The sequence below is a fragment of the Spirosoma sp. genome, assembly GCF_026391055.1.
In the GTDB taxonomy this organism is placed as follows: Bacteria; Bacteroidota; Bacteroidia; order Cytophagales; family Spirosomataceae; genus Spirosoma.
The window spans coordinates 286,072-308,944 of sequence record NZ_JAPLET010000025.1 but is presented as its reverse complement, the minus strand read 5'-3'; the positions used below and the strand labels follow the sequence as shown (position 1 = coordinate 308,944).

The following is a 22,873-nucleotide window of genomic DNA, read 5'->3' as shown; positions in this document are numbered from 1 at the left end:
AAGACGACGGTATGAATCCGGCCAGAATGGTCGATACAACAATTCAGTATAATGCAGATTGGGATAGATAGTTTTGCGGCCAAAGGCCAACAGGAGGGGAGCCAGTCCGGCAATAGTGATGCGGCCTCATTGAATCAACTGCTCGATCGTATTGAGCGGGCCGATCAGGTGGGTCTTGATGTTTTTGGGATTGGCGAGCACCACCGCCCGGAGTTTCTCGACTCGGCTCCCACGCTGATTCTGGCTGCTGCGGCTGCCCGTACCCGGCAAATTCGCCTGACCAGCGCGGTTACGGTGTTGAGCGCTGCCGATCCTGTTCGTGTATTTCAGCAGTTCGCTACCCTCGATCTTATTTCCAACGGGCGGGCCGAACTCGTGGTTGGACGGGGTTCATTTACCGAAGCCTTTCCGCTATTTGGCCTGAAGCTGAAGGACTACGACGCCCTTTTCTCGGAAAAGCTCGACTTGCTGCTTGCTATTCGGGATAACGAGTTCGTTGAATGGTCGGGGCAGTTTCGTCCGGCACTCAACGGCGAAGGAATTTATCCAAGACCGCTGCAAGATCCTTTTCCGATCTGGTTGGGCGTTGGCGGCACTCCGCAGTCATTTGTCCGGGCCGGAATGCTGGGGCTGCCGCTCATGGTAGCCGTAATTGGGGGCGAAACCCACCGTTTTCGGCCGCTGGTTGATCTGTATCGGGAAGCGGGTCGGCGGTCGGGGTACTCGCCGGAGCGGTTGCAGGTGGGGCTTCACTCGCTGGGCTATGTAGCCAATACGACAGCGGAGGCTATTCAGGATTACTATCCGGGCTATGCCGAAACGTTTACCCGAATTGGTCGTGAGCGGGGTTGGCCACCCGTTACCAAAGCCCATTTCGATGCCTTGATTGGAAAACAAGGCGCTCTGCTGGTGGGTAACCCCGACGAGGTAGCCGAAAAGATTTTACGGCATAGCGAGGCATTGGGCGGCATTTCCAGGGTTACGTTTCAGATGGACAGCGCGGGGTTATCGCACGAAAAGTTCATGTCGTCGATCGAATTGCTCGGGACCCGGGTAAAACCCCTGCTACGATAGTTTTTTGCGGAAAAAGTGGCTTTAACGCGCTAATCATTATACATTCGTTCTAACGAATTCAGGATCAACTCTCATCGAAAACGTTATGAATCCGCTCTTTACGATGGATAAGTCGGCTTATGCCAACTTGCTTGCCGGGCTGAACAGTCTTCACTTTACGGAGCGGAAGGGAAATTTAACCGACTTTCGGCTGTATTACGATGATTTGTGGCTGTCGGATACGGCGGTCATTGAGAACCTGCGGCTATATCGGGGCGAATGGGAAGTGGAGTTGATTTTTGCGCATACGGCCAACCCGCTTAAATTCATTAAACGGCGAATTACCTCGCATTCCTGCCCAAAACGGGCCGCGCAGCAGGCTCATTTTATGCGCCGGTTAGCTGCCAAAGACCAGCGGGGTACGCTCACCGTTTCGGCCGATCAGCTGAAGACCTGTTTGAATTAATCTGCTATGCCGCTCTCGACCAAGGAACGCATTCTGAACGCATCGGTCCGACTCTTCAATGAGCACGGAGTCGATGCTGTACGGCTTCAGCAGATAGCCGAGGAAATTGGTATCAGCGTCGGGAATCTAGCGTACCATTTCAAGACGAAGGACGCCATCATCGAATCAGTCTATGAACAGGTTCTCGATGAGTTTGCCCATATTTTCCGTCAGTACCTACAGGCACCCGAACTGGCCGCGTTCGATCAGCAAATAAGCCTGTACTACCAATTCTTCCGGAGTTATCAGTTCTACCTGGCCGAGTTTTTTAAAACGAATACCGAGCAGACAGCGCAACAGATTCAATGGCAGCGGGCGGTCAATAAAATGCTCATGCAACTGCGCAGCTGGCTCGATTTTCATGTGCAGCGGCATATCATCCGCCCCGAAACCAGCCGGGGGCAATATGACCAATTAGCTCAGTCGCTTTGGATGACGTTGGTATTCCTACCTGTATCCGCAGCCATGCGTGGTAATGCCGTGGATGAACGACTCTACAAGCAATCCGTCTGGGAACACCTGAAACCCTATCTTACCGAAGAAGGCGTCGATGAATTCGAAACGCTGGTGCTGCCAACCCTGGCCTGATGCCGTCGGATACCCTCCATTATGGCTATTTTTTTCCTCTATTGTTAAAAATCAGCTGCTAAGCTGATGACGCTCATTCCTTTTTACGGATAGGAAATAAACCTTGCTTACTGCTTAGAAAAGAATTAGAAAAAATTTTCTAATTCAGAATTATAATTATATTTGTACTTCCTATAGTTCAAAATTCCGAACCTTTATACCCCCGTTTCGCATGGCTAATGTATTATGGCTTCAGGGAGGAGCGTGCAGTGGCAACACCATGTCGTTCCTTAATGCTGAGGAGCCCACGGTTGTCGATTTAGTAACCGATTTTGGTGTCAACATCCTCTGGCACCCCTCTATTGGCCTTGAAATCGGCGATCAGGTAACGCACCTGCTCAATGATATTGTCAGTGGCCGTACACAGTGCGACATTCTCGTTTATGAAGGTAGTATCATTCAGGGACCGCATGGGACCGGAACTATGAACTACTTTGCGGATCGCCCCATGCAGGACTGGGTTCGGGATTTATCCAAAGTAGTTGGCTATGTAGTCGCTATTGGCGACTGTGCTACCTGGGGAGGTATCCCGGCCGTGGCACCCAACCCCAGCGAATCAACGGGGATGCAGTTTTTGAAGAAGGCCAAAGGCGGTTTCCTGGGTTCTGATTACGTATCGAAGGGCGGTTTGCCCGTTATCAATATTCCTGGTTGCCCGGCTCACCCCGACTGGATTACGCAAATTCTGGTGGCTATTGCTACCGGGCGTATCGGCGATGTGCTCATCGACGAGTACCACCGTCCCAAAACGTTCTTTACGGACTTCGTACAAACGGGTTGCACCAACGTGATCAGCTTCGCCCAGAAAGTTGACGGCGGATTTGGGAAGCGGGGCGGGTGTTTGTTTTATGAAGTGGGTTGCCGTGGCCCCATGACCCGCGCCAGTTGCAACCGGATTCTCTGGAACCGGCAATCGAGTAAAACCCGCGCCAACCACCCCTGTCTGGGTTGTACGGAGCCGGGCTTCCCTCACCATGATCTCGAGAAGGGAAGTGTCTTCAAAACGATGCATTACCTGGGCTTCCTCCCCAAAGAAACGCCCACCGGTACATCGAAACTAGGCTACTATTTACGGGCCGGTTTCGAGAAAGTCGTCTCGGGCAGTGAGCGTCTGGTTGGTGTCGATCAACCGCAGTTTTCCTCATCCAAATAATATAATGAGCGAAAGAATGAAATCGGACCACCAAAGCGGAGCGAAACGCTGCGACGGAGCCGTGATCTTCACGAAGTATAAGGCTCATTCGGTCATTCACTCTTTCGCTCTTTGATTAATCTAAACATGGCAACGCAGAAAGAACTAAATATTTCGCCGGTTGGGCGGGTCGAGGGCGATCTCGATGTGAAGGTATATATGGAAGACGGTGTCGTAACGCGGGCGCATACACAGGCGGCCATGTTCCGGGGCTTCGAGAAAATTATGGAGGGCAAAGACCCGCAGGCGGGGTTGATCGTAACCCCTCGTATCTGCGGTATCTGCGGTGGTTCTCACCTCTACTGTGCGTCGTCGGCGCTGGATACGGCCTGGAAAACAACCCTGCCGCCCAACGCGCTGCTGCTGCGGGCTATCGGGCAGGCTACCGAAACCATCCAGAGTATTCCCCGCTGGTTCTATGCCATTTTCGCTACGGACATGGCCAACAAGAAATTTGCCAACAAACCCCTCTACGATGAGGTAGTGAAGCGGTTTGCGGCTTATGTCGGGACGTCGTTTCAACGGGGGGTTACCGCCAGCGGGCGTCCCGTAGAAGTGTACGCTCTTTTTGGCGGGCAGTGGCCGCATTCGAGCTACATGGTGCCTGGTGGCGTTATGTGTGCGCCTACGCTCAAAGACATTACCCGTGCCCACGCCATCATGAACCAGTTCCGGAAAGACTGGCTCGAAACGCTCTGGCTGGGCTGCTCCATCGAGCGGTACATGCAAATCAAAACCTGGGACGACCTGATGGCCTGGGTGGAAGAAAACGACTCGCAGCGTAATTCGGATCTTGGTCTGTTCATTCGGGCCAGTCTGGAGTTTGGCCTGCATAAGTTCGGGCAGGGGGTAGGTAAGTTCGTTGCGTATGGAACGTATCTGCACAAAGACCATTACCAGACACCAACTGTTGAGGGCCGCAATGCCGCGCTGATCAGCCGGAGCGGCTTCTTCGATGGCAGCAAGTACCACGTTTTCGATCACCTGAGCATCAAGGAACATGTGGGCCATGCCTGGTATGCGGATGTTCCGGCGGCTCATCCCTGGGACGAGCCCATGCCAACGCCCCTGCAGTCGCACACGCTGCACGACTCGAATTTTAATGAAAAATACAGCTGGTCTAAAGCGCCACGCTACATGGATATGGCGGCCGAAGCGGGACCCCTGGCGCGTGTGATCATGAACGCCAATCCGGATAATCTGCTGCCGCATCAGGTTTATGACCCGCTTTTTGGCGATGTGCTGGATAAAATGGGTGCCAACGTATTTACCCGAACGTTAGCCCGCGTTCACGAAGCCGCCCGGCTTTACACTCAAATTGACGAGTGGCTCCGGCAGATCGACCTCAACAGCGAATTCTACATCAAACCGGAAGAGCGCGACGGGAAAGGGTTCGGCGCGACCGAAGCCGCCCGTGGGGCACTGGCACACTGGATCGAAATCGAGAACGGCGTTATCAAAAACTACCAGGTTATGGCCCCCACGACCTGGAACGTTGGCCCCAATGACGACCGGGGCAATCCCGGCCCAATCGAAGCGGCTCTCGAAGGTACCGAAATCGAGGACCCGCACGACCCCGTCGAAGTGGGTATGGTTGCCCGTTCATTCGACTCCTGCCTGGTCTGTACCGTCCACGCCCACGATGGCAAATCGGGTAAGCAACTGGCGAAGTTTAAATTATGAATGAGTGAATGTAGAATGAGTGAATAGGTATGGAAACCATTCACTCATTCTACATTCACTCATTCACTCATTCTCATGAAAAAAACTGCCATAATGGGTTTCGGCAATCCTGTTCGTTCTGACGACGGTGTGGGTTGTTACGTGATCGATCAACTCCGGGAATCGCTTGGTGAGCAGCCCGATGTTGGCTTGTTTGATATGGGGACATCGGCTTTCGAGGTTCTATTTCAGTTGCGGGGGCATGAGCGGATTCTGATTGTCGATGCGGTGGTCAATACGGGCGAAGAGCCCGGTACGCTTTACAAACTACCCGCCCACGAAGTTGAAGCTGGCATAGAGGACGATCCGATGGTATTTCTGCATAGTCTGAAGTGGAATCAGGCGCTTTCTTACGCCCGCAAGATTCTGCTTAACGACTACCCCGACGATGTACAGGTCTACCTCATTGCGGTCGACAATACGAAGCTGGAAGTCAGCCTGTCCAAGGCCGTCAAAGCCGCCGGTGACCGTGTCGTAGCTTTACTGCGCGACGATCTCCTGCAAGCTGTATGAGTGCCGTTTGCCTGAAAAATAGCTATTTACTCATCGGGGCATCAGTGGCCAAAGAGGCTTTTGGCGATGATCCGCAGGTAAGTGTCGTGTATTATCCCGACCGGCAAACGCTGCTGGTTGCGGGAAAGTCGAAAGCGTTTTTCGAGAAAATGCACAAAACCAGCTGGCTACTTTTGAAAGACCGGAATCTGCTGGGCGATAAGTCGGTGAACATCCGCGAGCTGTTGATCGACAACGACCTCGACGACTCGGATCGCGACTTACCCTACGACTTGAAAACGACCGGAATTTTGAGCGTTACGCTTTAATCCTTCCTTATGCTTTATCTAACTATTCGAACCGACACTATACGTTCTGTTACCCAAGTAATCGAATCCGAATTCAGACTCGATGAACTGGTGCAGGTTACACCGATCACCGATACGGCGGCCGATCCTGGTGCGATAATCGTTGCTGAAGAAACCATTCAACTGCCGCTCGACTGGAGTGAGTCGCTTCCGCCCGTTCTGTTGCCCCGCCCGTTGGTCTTCTCGCCCGAAAACCTACTGGCAGTGCTGTTTATGCACTTAGGTAATTGGGAGAAAGCGTATGAACACGGGCGGTACGATCGTTCACTGGCCGACGCTGTCGATCTGACCAACCGTTTACAAGCGGGTGTATTAGTGAGTGTACCGGCGCGGCCGGTTAATGGAGTTGGCACGTTCGAAACCTATCGACGCTGGCATAACCGGGCGGTCGCGCTCCATTACGGTAACGTCGAAACAGATACCGACGATGATGTATCGGAAGCGTATCAAACAGCCCTGAGACACGTCCCCGATGCGGAATACCGGGCCTATACAACAAAACACTACGCTACCCTACTGCTCGACACCGGGCAACTGACAGCCGCCAATGAGGTGTTGGCGCAGGCTGCTGTTCCTGAGCTAAGCGATGCCGCCAGACATGAACTGCTGGCGATTCAGTACGCCGTTTGGTTGCAGCAACTAGTCGTTCCCTACGATGCCGCCCTGCTCGAACAAACCAAAACAGCCCTCTGGCAGGTATTGCAGTACTATGAAACTCAGCAGCGCACCATTCAGGTGGGGTTGTTGCTGGTCGATGCGGCTCAGGTGGCCAACTTCACGAATAGCTTTGCCGAAGCACTTGGCTATATCAGTCGGGCGGTAACCATCTTCCGGAGTGAAGAGGTGACCGAACTGCTGGCCAATGCCTTGTACCGCAAAGGCGTCTTGCTGTACACCTGGGCGCAGAGCGGTAATCCGCAGTTTTACCGCCCGGCTATGGAAGCCTATCAGGAAGCGCTTAAGGTGTTTACCCAGCAAAATGCCCCTGCCGTTTTCGCCGAGATTCAGCATCACCTTGGGGTGATTTTTGCCGAGATTCCGGACGAGGTCAAGAAGAAAAGTATTTGGGCGGCTGTGTCGTCGAGTTCGTTTCAACAGGCGCTGGCTTATTTTACGCGGGAGGAGTTTCCGTACGAATACGCCACCATCTGCAACCATTACGCCAACGCCCTTACAAAATACCCGCAGGCCGCCAAGTCCGACAATTATGCCAAAGCCATTGGTTATTACCGCGACGCCCTGCGGGTTCGCACCGCCGAGGCCTATCCCTACGAACGGGCATTAACCATCCTCAACTACCTGGAAGCGGGCTGGTATGTGGGTGAGGATGATCCCGAAAACCAGCGCGCGCTCTACAACGACATGGTTAAAAAGGCGAGTGAAGTGCCATTTCTGGTTACCGACGAAGCCCTCATCAACGACGCCGAACAGCACCTGCTGCGACTGGACGAGTTGGTGATTAGTTAGCTCTTGTACCATAACCAATAACTCAATCACCAGCATGCACGAGATTTCACTGGTCCGCAACATTTTCAGGACGCTGGAAGATGAGTTTCCGGCCGATATGAGTCGGATACGGGGAATTTATCTGAAGGCCGGGCTACTCTCGAACGTGCAACCCATATTAATGCAGAATGCGTTTGCGGCCGTTTTGGAAGATGAGCCCCGTTATCAGCAAACGAGTCTGCACGTCGAAGTATTGCCGATTCTGATTCATTGCGATGTGTGTGACAAGACGACCGAAGTACAGCAATATAAGTTTGTGTGCTCCTGCGGTAAACCTAGCCGAAACGTCGTCCAGGGTGAGGAGCTGTTAATCAGCAAAGTAGAGTTCGATGATTGAGCGTGACAATAACTACAACCTATGACAACTGCCAGACCGAAATCCAATCAGGCTTCTGTGGGAGCCGTACAATGCGAAAATACAACGTTGAATCTGCTCAAAGTCAATGACTTTGTTGCAAAAGCCATCCGCGACCGTCTGCCCGATGTACTGGTGATCAACGTTTGCTCATCGCCGGGAAGTGGCAAGACCACGCTCATGCAGGAAACCGGCAAGCGACTCCGGGGGCGATTGAATATGGCCGTTCTGGTGGGTGATCCCGAAACTGAACGCGACGCTATCCGGATGCGCGATGTAGGCATCAACGCCCTGCAAATCGTAACGGGTGGCATGTGCCACATCGAAGCGCAGATGATTTATCAGGCGCTCGACCATATCGACCTCACGGGGGTTGATCTGCTGTTTATCGAAAACGTAGGTAACCTCGTTTGTCCGGCGGCTTTCGATCTGGGCGAAGACCTTCGCGTCACGCTGCTGGCCTCGACCGAAGGCGACGACAAGCCCAAAAAGTACCCGCGTATGTTCCTGACCAGCGAACTAATGGTCGTCTCGAAAGCCGATCTACTGCCTTACGTACCCTTCAAGGTCGAAAACGTAATTCAGGATGCCCGCGATGTGAACCCCGACATCGAGGTACTAACCATTTCGAGCACCACCGGCGAAGGCCTCGACGACTGGTGCAACTGGCTGCTGGCCAAAGTTGAGCAGAAAAAAGGTGTTAGTGTTATGTAAAAAATCTTATGACATTCCATCTTCATCTTACCGGGCAAGTGCAGGGCGTGGGCTTTCGGCCATTCGTCTGGCAATTGGCGCGGTCGATGAATTTGAAAGGCACTGTAAGCAATGGGGCTGATGGAGTGCATATTTATATCAATACGGATTTAGAAACGGCGCCGGTATTTACCCGTCGCGTTCGGGCCGAAGCGCCCGCACTGGCCCGGATTCAATCGGTAGAAATAACCGAAGTTAAGCCAATTGACTTCGATGATTTTGCCATCGTAGAAAGTCAGGCTGCGGGTCCGGCATCGCTGTTGTTAACGCCTGATCTGGCACTTTGCGATGCCTGCCGGGCGGAGATGAACGACCCGGCCAATCGGCGTTTGGGGTATGTATTCACGACCTGTACGCACTGTGGCCCGCGTTACTCGATTCTTCGCCAACTCCCCTACGACCGACCCGCGACGACGATGGCACCGTTCGGTATGTGCGCCGACTGCGAACGGGAATACCACGATCCATCCAACCGCCGTTTCTACGCGCAGACGAACTCCTGCCCCAAATGCCCGGTTGAGATCTGCGTTTATGATGCATCAGGTCGTCAGCTGAAAGCGAGCCAGGCTGCACTGCTCTGCACACTGACTTCCAGTCTGCGGGGAGGTTGTATTGTGGCTGTAAAAGGAATCGGCGGCTTTCTGCTGCTATGCGATGCGACCAATGCCGACGCCATCCATCAACTCCGCGAACGCAAGCACCGGCCAACAAAACCGCTGGCCGTCTTATTTCCAAACGTAAACCAGCTACGGCAGGATTGCGAGTTGGCTGACGACGAGCTGGCTTTACTGATGAGTCCGACAGCGCCCATCGTACTTCTCAATAAACGAGCTACTACACTCTCGGGGCTGGCAGTTGACCAACTAGCCCCCGGCTTAGACCAGCTAGGCGTCATGTTGCCGTATGCACCGTTGCTGGCGTTGCTGGCCAATGCGTTCGGTAAACCGCTTGTTGCCACGAGCGGGAATAGCAGCGGTTCGCCCATTTGCTACACTAACGAACAGGCTTTGGATCAACTGCCAGCTGTGGCCGACCTGATCCTAACGCACAACCGCGACATCGTGGTGCCGCAGGACGATTCGGTGGTGCGCTTATCGTTAGTCTTTCGTCAACCCATTGTGCTGCGCCGGTCGCGCGGGTTGGCACCAACGGTCATGCCTGTTGGCTTCACGCATCCGAATGCCAACGTGCTTGCCCTCGGGGCATCAATCAAAAGTACATTTGCCTGGCAGTTGCGGGGAAACACGTATGTTAGTCAGTATCTGGGCGATCTGGAGAGTTACGATACGCAGACAAATTTTCGGGCCACACTCGATCATTTTCTGTCGCTTTTCGACGCCACACCCGACGCCGTTCTGGCCGACCAGCACGAAGGCTATTTTTCTACCCAGTTAGCCCACGAACTAGCCACAGTCTGGGGCGTTCCGTTCGTAGCCATTCAACACCACGAAGCGCATCTGGCAGCCGTGCTCGCCGAAAACAAACTGATGGAGCAGGCAGAGCCGGTATTGGGCTTCATCTGGGACGGAACCGGCTATGGGACAGATGGGCAGATCTGGGGTGGAGAGTTTATTATATTCGAAAACGGTGAGTTTGACCGGGTAGGGCACTTCGATTATTTCGACGCACTTCTGGGCGACAAAATGCCTCGCGAACCCCGGCTTTCGGCGCTGTCGCTGGCCGTTTACGTACCTGGTGCCGATGAGCTGTTACGGCCAAAATTCACCGAAAAAGAGTGGAATCTGTATTCGAAATTACCTGAATTGGCACAGACCGCAGGTAAGAACCGACTAAAGACCAGTAGCGCTGGGCGGCTCTTCGATGCGGTGGCCGCGCTGCTAGGCCTTGCCGATAAAGTCAGTTACGAAGGTGAAGCCGCCTTACTACTAGAAAACTGTGCTGCTCGATATGTTCGGACAAATGGCTTCACAATCGCGCAAAGTTACCTGCCCGAAACTCTATTGACGACCCGGATTCCAACGCAGATTATTGTAGAGGGCGTAGTAAACGATCTTCAGGCGGGTCTGCCCGTCGATCAGATTGCCGCTACCTTTCATTATACACTGGTGCAGGCCGTAGCGGCCGTAGCCCAACAAACGGGTAGTCGGCAACTGGCCTTCAGTGGGGGCGTTTTTCAAAATGGGTTGCTGGTCGACTGGTTGCGGCACGAACTCGAACCAGCACATCAACTCTATTTTCATCAACAACTTTCGCCCAACGACGAGTGCATCTCGTTCGGGCAGATCGCTCATTATTCATTGACCACAACAAACACAGTACACGTCAAAACCGCAACTGCTCATGTGCTTAGCCATTCCCGGTAAAATAAAATCCATTGAGTACCAGTACGACGGCCTCGTTCGTATGGCCCGCGTGGCCTTTGGTGGTATCGTAAAAGAAGCCAGTCTGGATATGGTTCCGCTGGCCAAAGAAGGCGATTACGTGCTGGTTCACGTGGGGGTCGCCATCAGTATCGTAGATGAAGAAGAGGCCGAAAAAACGTTTGCCTACCTCCGCGAGATCGGTGAACTGGATGAATTAACAGAAAGCAGCCAAATTGATCGTCACGCCCTATGAAACACCTCACCGAATACCGCGACCCCGAACTGGTAGAGCAGTATATTCAGGAACTGCACCGAACGGCCACCCGTCCCTGGACGATCATGGAAGTGTGTGGCGGGCAAACACATGGCCTGGTCAAAAACGGCATCCTGAACCTGCTGCCTGAGTTTGTTACGATGGTACATGGGCCGGGTTGTCCGGTCTGCGTGACACCCGTCAACCTGATCGACAAAGCGGTCTATCTGGCCGAGGATAAAGCCGTTATTCTGTGCTCATTTGGCGATATGATTCGGGTGCCGGGCTCTACGAAGAGCCTGCTCGACGCGAAAGCGGGCGGGGCCGATGTTCGGATTCTGTACTCACCGTTGGAGGCCGTTCGGCTGGCGCGCGAAAATCCCGACCGAGAAGTGGTCTTTTTTGCGGTAGGTTTCGAAACAACGGCTCCGGCCAATGCCCTGGCGGTAGTACAGGCGCAGAAACTGGGGCTGACAAACTTTTCGATTCTGGCGTCGCATGTACTGGTGCCCCCGGCAATGGAAGCTGTCATTCAGGACGATGATACCCATATTCAGGGGTTTCTGGCTGCGGGCCACGTATGTGCCATTATGGGCATTGACGCCTACGGCCCACTCGTGGAGCGGTATAAAATGCCGATGGTTGTAACCGGCTTCGAGCCGGTCGATCTGTTGCAGGGAATTCTGATGGTAGTGCGGCAACTGGAGCGGGGCGAATACCGACTCGAAAACCAGTACGCCCGGGTGGTACGTCCCGAAGGAAACCCCGAAGCCCGGCGCATCATCGAACAGGTGTTCGAGACGGTCGACCGTGAGTGGCGGGGTATCGGAACTATTCCTGGAAGCGGCTGGGCGGTACGTCTCGAACTGGCCGCTTTCGACGCCGATCGTAAGTTTTCGGTCTCCATCGCCAAAGCGCCCGAATGTCCCGATTGCATCGCCGGTCTGGTGCTGAAAGGCATCAAAAAACCGAATGAGTGCAGTCAGTTCGGACGCGCCTGCACCCCCGAGCGTCCGCTAGGCGCGCCGATGGTATCGTCGGAGGGCGCTTGCGCAGCTTATTATCACTTTTCAATGAGTGAATTAGTAAATGACTGAATGACGGGGCTGCTGTTTTAACGAATGGTAGATGCATTAGAAATTCACTCATTCAGTCATTCGCTCATGTAATTATTAAATCTCTATGCAACTTCACTGTCCAATGCCGAAACTGGACTTCGACATCATTACGCTCGGGCACGGTAGCGGGGGCATTCTGACCAATAAATTGCTCGAAGCGGGTGTTTTCGATCTGCTCAGCAACCCATTGCTCGATACACACCACGACGGTGCTTTGCTGAACCTGACAGGGCGCGTGGCTTTCACGACTGACAGCTATGTCATATCGCCCGTATTTTTCCCCGGTGGCAACATTGGCGAACTGGCCGTTAACGGTACCGTCAACGATCTGGCTATGTGCGGGGCTGTTCCCAAATACCTGTCACTCGGATTTATTCTGGAAGAAGGCCTGCCAATGGCCGAGTTCTGGGATATCCTGGTCAGTATAAAAGGAGCGTCTGAACGGGCCGGTGTTCAAATCGTAACGGGCGATACCAAAGTGGTCGAACGCGGGAAAGGCGACAAGATTTTTATTAACACCTCCGGTATTGGCGAACTGCACCCGAAGGCTGATATCAGCATAAAAAATGTCAGGGCGGGGGATAAAGTAGTTGTCAGTGGCCACATCGCTACCCACGGCATGGCCATTATGTCGGTGCGGGAAGGACTTGAGTTCGAAACCACCCTGACCAGCGATACCGCCCCGCTGAATCATGCCGTGCTGGCCCTGCTGGACGAGTTCGGCCCCGCTGTGCATCTCCTGCGCGACCCTACCCGTGGGGGAGTGGCTACCGTTCTGAACGAAATTGCCCGTGACCGGAACGTGGGTACAACCCGCCTGGGAATCGACCTGAAGCAGGCCGCCATTCCGGTGCTTGATGAAGTAGCCGGAGCCTGCGAACTGCTGGGCCTTGACCCACTTTATGTAGCCAACGAAGGCGTTTTTCTGGCGATTGTGGACCCCGAAGTAGCGGATGCCTTTGTCCGGAAATTACGAACATTGGATTACGGGCAGTCGGCTGCCATCATTGGTGAAGTCGTGGCTGATCATCCCGGCCAGGTCGTGTTAACGAGCCGCATCGGCGGTCGCCGGGTGGTGAATATGCTGGTGGGCGAGCAGTTGCCGAGGATTTGTTAATTCTATATTGAGTGGTTGACCCTAATATGGGGATCGACTAACTCAATACAGAATCGGCACTATGGGCAAAATTTAGCCGCTTCGGCCCGTTTAGTACGCACAAGGATTAGTAGATCAGTGATTTCTTTTACGTCGGAGCCTGTTCCAAACTGGATTGTATGACTTTCTGTACCTCGCTTGATTTCGATCCATTCATAGCCAATATCACCCAATGCCGGACAGCCAGTACAATAATTGGTGGGTATTTTTTTGAACGCTTCAAAGTCGACGGAGGCTAAAATCTTAAGCCAATCGGTTGAGCTTTCAGGATTTACGCATCGTTTTACGAGTTGTTTATCTCTATCCAGAACTTGGTAGGTCAATGTGTCCTTTTTGATTGCAAGCTCATGCCGAAATTCAGTGGCATTAATGTTGCCCAATACAGTGCCGCTACCAATCGACATAATCAGCGAATCGACAGCATGGGTAGCCGTCTTGTCTGTAACCAGCAATGAGTCTTTTTTATCGCAGGAGCCGAATAGAAGCAGAGCAACAAGAACGAAATAAGCCGTATAGGTTTTCATGAGATTGATAAGGTTTGACTAATTCGCAACGGTTCTAAATGTGTTGTACTGTATTGATTCCAATTCGGTACAAAGCGTTGTACTAAGTAATTATTGTTAACCATTGTTTTTAATTATTTGTAGTTTATACTAATAAAAATGATGATAAATACTCTTAATGCGTCACGTATGCTAACGAACTACGCTGTTTTTAGAGGCAGTGCGGGCCATCCGTTTTTAGCTCCGCGTGGCGTATGGACAGTGGGCGGGCGGTTGATGGTGTCCGATACGGGGCAGAACCGTGTTTTTATCTGGAACCGGATGCCCACTACGGAATACGCTGAACCGGATGTGATACTGGGGCAGGTAGACGCGGTTGAAACCGGCCGAAATGCGGGGGGCAGCGTTGGTGGCGATACGTTGCAGTACCCATCGGGACTGTGGTCGGATGGAGAGCGACTCATCGTGGCCGATGCTTGGAATCACCGCGTGTTAATCTGGAATCACTTTCCAGCACAGCATGGGCAATGCGCCGATGTCGTGCTGGGTCAGGCCGATTTCAGCAGCAATCAGCCCAACGCTAAAGGCATCGGTGCTGCGCCCACCGAACGTACGTTAAACTGGCCGTATGGCGTAACCTCCGACGGAGAGCGACTCTGGATTGCCGACACCGGAAATCGTCGGGTGCTGTTTTACGATTCTATTCCGTCCGAGTCGTTTGCCCCGGCTACGGCTGTAATCGGTCAATCTGGTTTCACGGAGCGGGATTATGATTCGGCTAATCCGATCTGGCCGTATTCCGTTAAACTTGGGCCAAAAGGGCAGATGGCCGTGGCCGACACGCAATATTACCGTACGCTGCTCTGGCAAGACTGGCGAACAGCCCCTGAGCAACCAGCCGACGTTCTCATCGGGCAGGGTGATTTTGAGAGTAACGGGCAGAATCAATACGGTCTTTTTCCAGCCCGGCAAACACTGAGCTGGACCTACGACGCGCATTTTTATGGCGACAGCTTACTAATTGCCGATACGGGCAACAGCCGGATTCTGTGGTTCGGTACGGTACCGACGCAACACAACCAACCGGCGGATAATCTGATTGGTCATGCCAGTTTTGCAACAGGCAGTGAGAATGCCAACACACGCTTCGGCACGGATAAGCAGTTATACTGGCCATTTTCGATCAGCACCGATAGCAACCAGCTCGTCATTGCCGACACCGGTAACCATCGGATTATTATTGGCAAGCTGCCGGTCTCCTCAATTGACCTTATATAAAACTGACATGCAAACGTTGTTCCCCCTTTTTCTGGCTCTAAGCGTTGGTTTTGCCCACGCGTTTGAAGCCGATCATCTAGTCGCTGTCAGTACCATTGTCACCCGGCGAAACAACATCTGGCTGGCCTTGAAAGACGGCGTCTTCTGGGGGTTGGGCCATACGTCCACCATTCTGCTGATCGGCAGTGTTTTTATGCTGGGAAAATTTGCCCTTCGTGAAGGCGACTTTCGCTATCTCGAAGCAGGGGTTGGCGTGATGCTCGTTACGCTGGGTAGTCTGCGGCTCTACAAATTGAGGGTATTCCAGGGTGTAGCGGATACACATAGCCATGTACATGAAGGACACGCGCACCGGTTAGCTTACGGAGTTGGCCTGATACATGGGCTGGCGGGTAGTGGCGCTTTGATTCTCTCGGTGCTGACACAAATTAAGGGAACAGGTGCAGGCATGATCTACCTCGGGCTGTTTGGCATTGGCTCTATCGCGGGCATGATGGTAGCAGCCGGGGCGTTCAGCATACCGTTTTCTGTTCGAATGGCAACCAACCCATTGGTTCGCACTGCGCTGGTTGTGGTATCGTCGATGATTTGTATTGGCCTGGGCATGACAGTTATTTACGAAAACGCAATGTAATTGGCTGTTGGTTATTGAGTTAGTGGTTAATCGGCTGCTGGCTAGTCATAATTTACCTAATAACCAGCAGCTGAGTAACCACTAATCAACTTGGAGAGCTACGACGAAACGGATTTTGTGATTTATGCACTGGCCGAAATGAAGATTCCGGTGCAGTACCATACGGGTAAGCATATCACCCTGGCCAATGGGTATCAGATCGAGGTTGAAAAGCGGGATTTATACCGACTAAGTGTGAATGATTTTGTGATTTCACCTTTCGATGATATAGGTGAGCTTTGCCAGTTTATTCAACGGAATGGAGTACCTGAACAACATGATTGATTTGTCGATTATTGCCCTCTCGGAAAGTATCTCGAAGCCGGGAAATTATGCATTGATCCTAGAGGATGTCGTTGGAAAACGACGGATTCCGCTGATCATCGGAGCCTCCGAAGCCCAAGCTATTGCCGTCGCCATGGAAAAGATGCAGCCCTTACGACCTTTTACGCATGATCTGTTCTATCAGGCGTTGACGCAAACGGGAGTTATCATGAAAGAGGCCGTTATTACAAAGGTTAAGGATGAAATTTTTTATGCTACCATTAGTCTCCTGACAAATTCGGGAGAACGTCTCGTCCTGGACGCCCGTCCTTCCGACGCCATTGCGCTGGCCGTTCGCTTCAATTGCCCACTGCGTGCTACGACTGAAGTTGTGGACATGTCGGGCTATTTCGTCGATGATAAAACCCGCGATAAAAAAGGATCTTACGCCGAGTATACGCTGGCTGAACTGGAAGAATTGTTGGCGAAAATCATAAAAAAAGAAGATTACGAAAGTGCCGCCCGCGTCCGGGATGCCATTGACCGGCGTAAGGGCTTAAGGTAATACAGGACATAATTCTATTTACCGTTGATACTTATCAGTTAGCTGCTACATGGGTAGTTAATGTGAATTTTTGTGTTTATCGATCATGCTGAGAGAATATACTAAATATGTAGTCAAAGATGTTTAGTAATTAATAGGATATTATTAGACCTTTTTAGTCCATAAATAGTAGTATAAATTGGCATGGATAATTAATCAGCTATCCACTTTGCCACTGATGTATGAGTTCAGCTAATTACTCGCGCTATAAAAATCCTCAGCAAGCCACCGAGTTTAATAACATGTGGGCGCGTCATGTTCAGGAATCAAACGGGCTTTTTTTTGAATCAGTTACAGTACTGACAACTTGGGGAAAAACCGTGGTATGGGTTCATACACCAAGACGGCGGGTGTACGAAACCCTGGTATTCTTCCCTGGGTTTAATTCAAGCGCCCTAACCTGGGTTATCAATCGGAGTCTGGCCGATTTAAGCAAGAACTATCGACTTTGTCTGATCGAGATCAACGGGCAGCCAGGTTTTAGTGACGGTTTAAGTCCGAGTACCAATACAGATGAATACGGAATTTGGGCTCAGCAGGTACTGGAGCAACTCGGTGTTGCCCGTGTTACCTTAATCGCTCATTCGCTGGGAGCACTGATTGGCCTGAAAGTATGCCGGATTGCTCCCCAGCTAATAAAGAAAGCTATCTTGATAAATCCGGCGGGTATCCAGTCACTTACGCTTTCTTTTCATTTGCTGAGGTACTATTGGCTGGCTTATCGCGCGCCATCACATGAATCTGTGCAGTCCTTTTTGCGGGAGGTCGTTTTTAGTCCGACGTATACCGACATACCATCTGATCAGGAAAAGTTGTTGATTAATTTTCAGGTAAATGCTGTCGCTAATTTCCAGCTTACTTCCTGGTGGCATCTGGCCTTGCCTAAAGAAGAGCTACTGGCAATTCAGACTCCGCTGTATATGCTGCTGGGCGCTCAGGACAAGTTGTATCCGTACCAGGCTACACAAGAGCGTTCTATTCAATACTTGCCTTCTTTGGTAAGTATGACTGTTTTACCAACTTTAGGACATGGCGTTCAGACTTGCCCTTCGGTTCCGCCAGCGTTGAAAGCGCTTTTAACCCATTAACATGAGTCATCCCGAATTTTATCTCTTCACGGCTCCGCATGAGTCGCGTGTGTGAGCCACCAGACAGTTGACACCTATGGGGGCACCAAAAAGGTCAACCTTATGGGTAAGAAAATTCGGGATAACACATGTTGTAACTAATTAGCTACCAGTTACAGGGGCTTGAAGTCGGCTAACTTGTCCAGGTTAACTTGTTCCAAATAAGGCTCCAGGCGCTGAGGTCTGGTAAATGTACAGACGCATGTCAGGCTTCCATCATTCTTGTCGTAGCAAAGCTCCGCAAAGAAATCATTGAAACTGTATAACTGGCGATCCCGACAAACGTCAGCCCGATGAGCTAGTGGTACGCCCCAAAGACGTAAAGCTCCTTCCCGAATGAATAAGGGTTGGCGATCGAAACAAGCACGAGAAATAGTCATAAGCGTTGAGGTTATAAAATAAGTGGTTCATAAATGAGATTCAAGCACAAATGCATTGCGAATACCCTGTAAGTCTGTAAGATACCTCTTCAGAGTTAGTTGCAAAAAGATTATCGGTTAACATAATTGAAGGTATATCGGCTAAGAATTAGTAACAGTTTGTTAATTTGTTACCTACTTTAAGAAGGTGTTTTCAGAGAACTACCCTGTTAAAAGTATGGAGAATGATTAACTGTTATATATATATGCACATATTATAGTATACCTTCCGGTAAGTGATGTTAATATCACTTACCATATAATTGGCTCATCTGGTTACAAGTGAAGCACAAATGACAACTTACCTTGATAAACAGATAAAAGTTACAAAATATTATAAGTTTACCTTTGGTTGAAAAAAGAAACTATACGATAAATAAGTCAACGAATAATTGTTGTGAAATGCATCAGGGTTTAATATTGAACCTAAATTAGTTTTTAGGTAATGAACTATATCTTATTTAAGGATAAATAAAGTTTTATTACATCAACTCCTTTTATAAACGTTAAAATCATTGCTATATATAACGGTCTATTAAGCTGTCGTAAGAAGAAGAAAAAGACTATTTTTCGAACGGGTAGCTGTCGTTATTTATGGTTTTGATTGCTGGTAGATCTATAAAGCGAATTGAAAAATTTGGTATTTATTGCCAATTATTATTTAACCGGATATCACCTGTTTATTGGCTACGATACTAGGATGTGCCGGGGTTTATAAAAGAATGTGATCAATAGCTGACCGTCGAATTAATTCTATTAAGGAGGGTGTGTCCTGTTGAATAGTCATTCTTTATCCTGGCTGAATATGTAATTAATTATGCTTAAAGAACTTTCCAGTTTTGCTCAGGTTCTTGATCCAGAGTTTAAACGAATTGGTATACAACCTAAAGAAGGACTGAATATACTAGTAAAGGTTGATTTTGCTGATGGTGCATCCGGTGCGCGTTTATCCGGCATTGATTATGAAATATACACCCGCCGGAAACAAGCCGATAATCTTTCTGATTTTTTGATTCGGTGTGCAGAAATTCAGGAAGTAAGCTGGACGCTCGATTTTGAAAAAAAACCATTCTACCAAAAGTGCTTCGACCTGCCGCAAAAAGGGATATTAACGGTTTCACCGTTTTGCTTTGCCACCAAAAAAAAGTCATTGACCGGCGGGTCGAAATATATTGAAAAGGATAAAGTAAAGATCAATGAGCGAGTGCCGCGTTATTTTAAAAAGGCCAAGACATTGATCGACTATGAGTTTTATAAATATGCCGATTGGCTTCAGAATTATTTATACTCCTGGACTACGTTTGAACGGTTTCTTACTACCATTGATGGATTTGACAAACTTAGTGAAGACGCGCACATAATACTACATCTTGATCTGCCATTGGCAATTTATAAAAAGGCGTATTCTGCCTACCTTAAAGCGTATTTATTTAACCGTAAGCTGCCATCTGTACGTGGAGAATCTCTTGGAGTTAGCAATTTTAAAAACGGATTCAATGAAGAGAAGCCTTTCCTGAAGCACCAGACGGCTACCTTTCTATTTAATGGTTCTGTAACGCACGAATTTGCTGAAACAATATTTGAAACTCAGAAAATACTCGACCGTAATATCTTGCCGAGGCCATTACCCATCTTCACGTTTTCCGATGAAGAGTCGGGCGCAGCGCTACGCAGAACAGTCTTGAGCCTTTTTAAAGAAGAAGCACGCAAGGCACCTGCACAGCGTAAGTCGTACGAGCAGCTTATAACGGAGCTTTATACGAGCTCTACAACTGGGCTTTCTAATTATTACCTTTTATACTACCAACAGGGGCAAATAAAGGATTTTGATTTCGTCAGTAGGTTTGATTATTATATATGGGATGAATATAATAAGCGAAACTGGCTGGAAATTAAAAATGTAACGGGTGTATTGACAACATCTAAGAAACGAAAGAAATATCCTCGCCTGACTAACGTGTTTCAACTGTTAGATATCGTTTTTATGCCCTTGATCAGTCATAAGAATGTACAGTCGGATAATATTCTTGGTGATTTAAAAACAGAAGATTTTATAGTTTCTACTACGTCTAACTCTCACCATCTTACCTATACGTATCTTAGCGCATTGACATACAGGAAATCTATTTATGATTTTGTGTTTAAGTCGAAGCGTGATGCCATTAAGGGGCCTGCTTTCTGGCATATGCTTGTCTCTACACTTCAAGATGATTTGAAATGCAGGAGAGATAAACAACTAAAAGAAAAACTCAATATTCTTTTTAGCATCAATCATTTTTTTGATGTCAATAATGAGAATTTTAACGGATTATATATGCCAGATAAACTTGATTCATTAACGGAAAGGACGCTGCTAATTGCGGATAGTTTTAAACGTATTCCGCTCGAGGATGAATATGAGTTTGCGTTTGTTTCGGGGCAGATAATTGATTATTTGATGAGTTTGAGTAACTCTTCCGACGATTCACACGCTGCTCTGGAAGCCTTTGTTCAGAAAACAGATGTTGAACTTTTCAAGCAGGAGATAGGGCGCTTATTTCTTAAGCATAAGCATGAAGTAGAACGCCCGGCTAATCTGAAAAGGAACAGAGTTGCTAATCTGATGCGTGAGTTGATGGCTTTTGATAAACGGGTCGATTTGAAAAAGCTATATGTGTTTATCCTTGCAGGGTACTTCAGTCCGACGTTCTTTTCGCGCGAGAATTGAAGCAGCTATCAGTTTTTATAGGTCAGCTTCACCAGTTAATAGTCTCTTACTATAAACCCTGTTATGGGAAACTTTTTTTCAAATCGTGTTTTCGGGTGTGTCGTTATAAAGTCTGTTAACTCTAATTACAATGCCGATTTCACTCATCAGCCGCGTACTTTGCCGGACGGGACTATTTATGCTACGGATAAAGCCTTGAAATATACCATACGGAATTACTTTAAAAAGGCATACCCCGGTGAGAAAATTTTTTATCTGAAAACGCTCAATTCGGAATTGCAGCCCAGAACGCTGGACGAAAGTTACGAACATTATTTTGGGACGTATCCTAAGGAAAAAGATGCTCAGTTGCGCCGAACGGTAGCCCGAAATCTATTCGAATGCCTGGATGTTCGCCTGTTTGGTGGGACGTATGCCGGCAAAACTAGTTTGTCAATTCACGGGCCTTTGCAGGTAACCCATGGTGTTAATCGGTTTGTTGAAGGTGTTATCTACTTTGAACAGATCATGACGCCTTTCCGGAATCCTAATGTGAGCAGTGCCGAGTCTACGATGAGTTCACTGGGTACGCAGTCGAAGTTGAAAGAGGGCCACTATGTACATAGTTTTTCGTTAAACCCGCACAACAGCAGCGATCTTGTCGAATTATGTGGCGGCAAAGCGATCAGTGAAGAGGATATTGCCAGAGTCAAAAAAGCCCTGACGCAGGGGGCTACTCTCTACGATTCGGCAGCTAAAGTGGGAACAGAAAACGAATTGATGTTATGGGTGCAACTCAAGGCAGGCTCCATGCTGGTTTTGCCCTCTTTTGTTGACCTGATTCGGATAGGTGAAGATCGAAAAATTGATCTGTCCAGGGTCACAGAAATACTGGAACGGTCTTCGGTGGCTAAACAGATCGAAACCATTGAGCTTTATTACGACCCTACTGTATCGGAGGTGATCGGTGCGCCCAGTAGTTCCGTCCTCCTGGAGTTGAACCCATGAGTATGAAAACCATGATTGAATTGCCGGAAAAACAATTGTCTTCTAGGACGTTACAAAAGAAGCGCAGGGAAGAATTACTGTCTTTTGATTTGCAGGCCGACTTTGGTTTTTTCCGTAAACCGGATGTTAACGAAGGGATTCAGTATTCGTATAACATGCTTCATAAGCCTGCTCTGTTGGGTATTATGGGTGCTATAGCCGGTCTGAAAGGCCATCAGCAGAAAGGCCAATGGCCTCAGTATTATACACTGTTGAAGTCGGTTTTAGTTGGTATTGCGCCACTTAATCATGAGCGCGGAAGCTTCACGAAAGTGGCAATCACCTATACGAATACCGTTGGTTATGCTAATGCCGATGGAACTCTTATCGTGCATGAAAACACTCTGAGATGTCCTGCATACCGGGTTTTTGTACTTCTCGATCCGGCCGACGACCTGCAGTCTCGATTAGCTGCTCGTATAAGACAGCATGAAGCCGAGTTTATGCCTTATCTAGGGAAAAATGAGTTTACGGCCTGGTGGGATAATGTAAATGAATACGAGGTTGACAGAACAAGGCCAACCCAGTCTTTTGAACTGGTAACACTATTTGACAAGCGTCTGAAGACTGACCGAAAGTCAATGGCAAGTGAAAGCGACCAACTTGATTTAATTGATATGTCGCATCAGAAAGGTAGTTATATCTATTTTGAACGATTACCGGCCGGTTTCAATGAAGAGTTGTTTCAGTATGATCTGGTGAACTTCGCGTTCACGGACTATCCAATTAAAGCGCCCACTCAATTGGCAAATTTATACCGGCTCAATCAAACGAATTCGTATGTACAGCTTATGTGATCTATTATATTGAATTTATACGGGTTTTTTCGGTAAGTTTGGAATTACCCA

At 49.5% G+C, this 22,873-nt stretch carries 24 protein-coding genes; 22 read left to right on the top strand and 2 right to left on the bottom strand.

Going from position 1 to position 22,873, the window contains the following annotated elements; all coding sequences use genetic code 11:
- The first annotated feature begins 51 nt into the window (after positions 1–51).
- From NT073_RS23140 to hypE, 14 genes are all read left to right on the top strand, one after another.
- Positions 52–1,074 carry an LLM class flavin-dependent oxidoreductase gene (locus NT073_RS23140; RefSeq protein WP_297378301.1) on the top strand — a complete coding sequence of 341 codons (1,023 nt, stop codon included), beginning with the start codon at positions 52–54 and terminating at the stop codon, positions 1,072–1,074.
- 85 nt (positions 1,075–1,159) lie between these two features.
- Positions 1,160–1,519 (top strand): hypothetical protein, encoded by a 360-nt coding sequence (locus NT073_RS23135; RefSeq protein ID WP_297378298.1) that lies wholly within the window; start codon positions 1,160–1,162, stop codon positions 1,517–1,519.
- 6 nt (positions 1,520–1,525) lie between these two features.
- Positions 1,526–2,146 carry a TetR/AcrR family transcriptional regulator gene (locus tag NT073_RS23130; protein WP_297378295.1) on the top strand — a complete coding sequence of 207 codons (621 nt, stop codon included), beginning with the start codon at positions 1,526–1,528 and terminating at the stop codon, positions 2,144–2,146.
- 211 nt (positions 2,147–2,357) lie between these two features.
- Positions 2,358–3,338 (top strand): hydrogenase, encoded by a 981-nt coding sequence (locus tag NT073_RS23125; protein ID WP_297378292.1) that lies wholly within the window; start codon positions 2,358–2,360, stop codon positions 3,336–3,338.
- A gap of 126 nt (positions 3,339–3,464) precedes the next feature.
- Positions 3,465–5,060 carry a nickel-dependent hydrogenase large subunit gene (locus tag NT073_RS23120; protein ID WP_297378289.1) on the top strand — a complete coding sequence of 532 codons (1,596 nt, stop codon included), beginning with the start codon at positions 3,465–3,467 and terminating at the stop codon, positions 5,058–5,060.
- Positions 5,061–5,135: 75 nt separating this feature from the next.
- The gene (locus NT073_RS23115; protein ID WP_297378287.1) at positions 5,136–5,612 is read left to right on the top strand and encodes a hydrogenase maturation protease; all 477 of its coding nucleotides are present in this window, start codon (positions 5,136–5,138) and stop codon (positions 5,610–5,612) included.
- Positions 5,609–5,920 (top strand): hypothetical protein, encoded by a 312-nt coding sequence (locus tag NT073_RS23110; protein ID WP_297378285.1) that lies wholly within the window; start codon positions 5,609–5,611, stop codon positions 5,918–5,920. Before NT073_RS23115 ends, NT073_RS23110 begins: the two co-directional genes overlap by 4 nt.
- A gap of 9 nt (positions 5,921–5,929) precedes the next feature.
- Positions 5,930–7,426 carry a hypothetical protein gene (locus NT073_RS23105; RefSeq protein ID WP_297378281.1) on the top strand — a complete coding sequence of 499 codons (1,497 nt, stop codon included), beginning with the start codon at positions 5,930–5,932 and terminating at the stop codon, positions 7,424–7,426.
- Positions 7,427–7,460: 34 nt separating this feature from the next.
- Positions 7,461–7,802 carry a hydrogenase maturation nickel metallochaperone HypA gene (locus NT073_RS23100; RefSeq protein ID WP_297378279.1) on the top strand — a complete coding sequence of 114 codons (342 nt, stop codon included), beginning with the start codon at positions 7,461–7,463 and terminating at the stop codon, positions 7,800–7,802.
- Between the two features lie 21 nt (positions 7,803–7,823).
- Positions 7,824–8,534: a hydrogenase nickel incorporation protein HypB gene (hypB, locus tag NT073_RS23095; protein ID WP_297378277.1), complete on the top strand. Its 711-nt coding sequence runs from the start codon at positions 7,824–7,826 to the stop codon at positions 8,532–8,534.
- Positions 8,535–8,542: 8 nt separating this feature from the next.
- Positions 8,543–10,897, top strand: a complete 2,355-nt coding sequence (gene hypF, locus NT073_RS23090; protein WP_297378275.1) for a carbamoyltransferase HypF — start codon at positions 8,543–8,545, stop codon at positions 10,895–10,897.
- The gene (locus tag NT073_RS23085) at positions 10,875–11,150 is read left to right on the top strand and encodes a HypC/HybG/HupF family hydrogenase formation chaperone (protein WP_297378272.1); all 276 of its coding nucleotides are present in this window, start codon (positions 10,875–10,877) and stop codon (positions 11,148–11,150) included. The genes hypF and NT073_RS23085 overlap by 23 nt, the downstream gene beginning before the upstream one ends.
- On the top strand, positions 11,147–12,247 hold the full coding sequence (gene hypD / locus NT073_RS23080) for a hydrogenase formation protein HypD (protein ID WP_297378269.1): 1,101 nt from the start codon (positions 11,147–11,149) through the stop codon (positions 12,245–12,247). The genes NT073_RS23085 and hypD overlap by 4 nt, the downstream gene beginning before the upstream one ends.
- A gap of 103 nt (positions 12,248–12,350) precedes the next feature.
- The gene (gene hypE / locus NT073_RS23075; RefSeq protein ID WP_297378266.1) at positions 12,351–13,385 is read left to right on the top strand and encodes a hydrogenase expression/formation protein HypE; all 1,035 of its coding nucleotides are present in this window, start codon (positions 12,351–12,353) and stop codon (positions 13,383–13,385) included.
- A gap of 59 nt (positions 13,386–13,444) precedes the next feature.
- Here hypE and NT073_RS23070 read toward each other — a convergent pair whose 3' ends face one another.
- Complete coding sequence (locus NT073_RS23070; protein WP_297378263.1) at positions 13,445–13,948, bottom strand: hypothetical protein; 504 nt, start codon at positions 13,946–13,948, stop codon at positions 13,445–13,447.
- A gap of 168 nt (positions 13,949–14,116) precedes the next feature.
- Between NT073_RS23070 and NT073_RS23065 the strand changes: the two genes are divergently transcribed.
- The 5 genes from NT073_RS23065 to NT073_RS23045 all read left to right on the top strand — a co-directional run bounded on the left by NT073_RS23065 (position 14,117) and on the right by NT073_RS23045 (position 17,834).
- Complete coding sequence (locus NT073_RS23065) at positions 14,117–15,205, top strand: hypothetical protein (RefSeq protein ID WP_297378261.1); 1,089 nt, start codon at positions 14,117–14,119, stop codon at positions 15,203–15,205.
- Between the two features lie 7 nt (positions 15,206–15,212).
- Positions 15,213–15,839, top strand: a complete 627-nt coding sequence (locus tag NT073_RS23060) for an urease accessory protein (RefSeq protein ID WP_297378259.1) — start codon at positions 15,213–15,215, stop codon at positions 15,837–15,839.
- 90 nt (positions 15,840–15,929) lie between these two features.
- Positions 15,930–16,163, top strand: a complete 234-nt coding sequence (locus tag NT073_RS23055; RefSeq protein WP_297378257.1) for a hypothetical protein — start codon at positions 15,930–15,932, stop codon at positions 16,161–16,163.
- Positions 16,138–16,707, top strand: coding sequence for a bifunctional nuclease domain-containing protein (locus NT073_RS23050; RefSeq protein ID WP_297378254.1), 570 nt, complete (start codon positions 16,138–16,140; stop codon positions 16,705–16,707). The genes NT073_RS23055 and NT073_RS23050 overlap by 26 nt, the downstream gene beginning before the upstream one ends.
- Before the next feature lie 221 nt (positions 16,708–16,928).
- Positions 16,929–17,834, top strand: a complete 906-nt coding sequence (locus tag NT073_RS23045; RefSeq protein ID WP_297378251.1) for an alpha/beta hydrolase — start codon at positions 16,929–16,931, stop codon at positions 17,832–17,834.
- A 152-nt stretch (positions 17,835–17,986) separates the two neighbouring features.
- Here NT073_RS23045 and NT073_RS23040 read toward each other — a convergent pair whose 3' ends face one another.
- Positions 17,987–18,253, bottom strand: a complete 267-nt coding sequence (locus NT073_RS23040; RefSeq protein WP_297378247.1) for a hypothetical protein — start codon at positions 18,251–18,253, stop codon at positions 17,987–17,989.
- Positions 18,254–19,109: 856 nt separating this feature from the next.
- Between NT073_RS23040 and NT073_RS23035 the strand changes: the two genes are divergently transcribed.
- The 3 genes from NT073_RS23035 (at position 19,110) to cas5b (ending at position 22,822) form a co-directional block, all read left to right on the top strand.
- A complete protein-coding gene (locus NT073_RS23035) occupies positions 19,110–20,999 on the top strand; it encodes a hypothetical protein (RefSeq protein WP_297378245.1) in 1,890 nt (629 codons plus the stop codon).
- A gap of 63 nt (positions 21,000–21,062) precedes the next feature.
- Complete coding sequence (locus NT073_RS23030; protein ID WP_297378242.1) at positions 21,063–21,986, top strand: type I CRISPR-associated protein Cas7; 924 nt, start codon at positions 21,063–21,065, stop codon at positions 21,984–21,986.
- 2 nt (positions 21,987–21,988) lie between these two features.
- Positions 21,989–22,822, top strand: a complete 834-nt coding sequence (gene cas5b / locus NT073_RS23025; RefSeq protein ID WP_297378239.1) for a type I-B CRISPR-associated protein Cas5b — start codon at positions 21,989–21,991, stop codon at positions 22,820–22,822.
- Positions 22,823–22,873 lie beyond the last annotated feature (51 nt).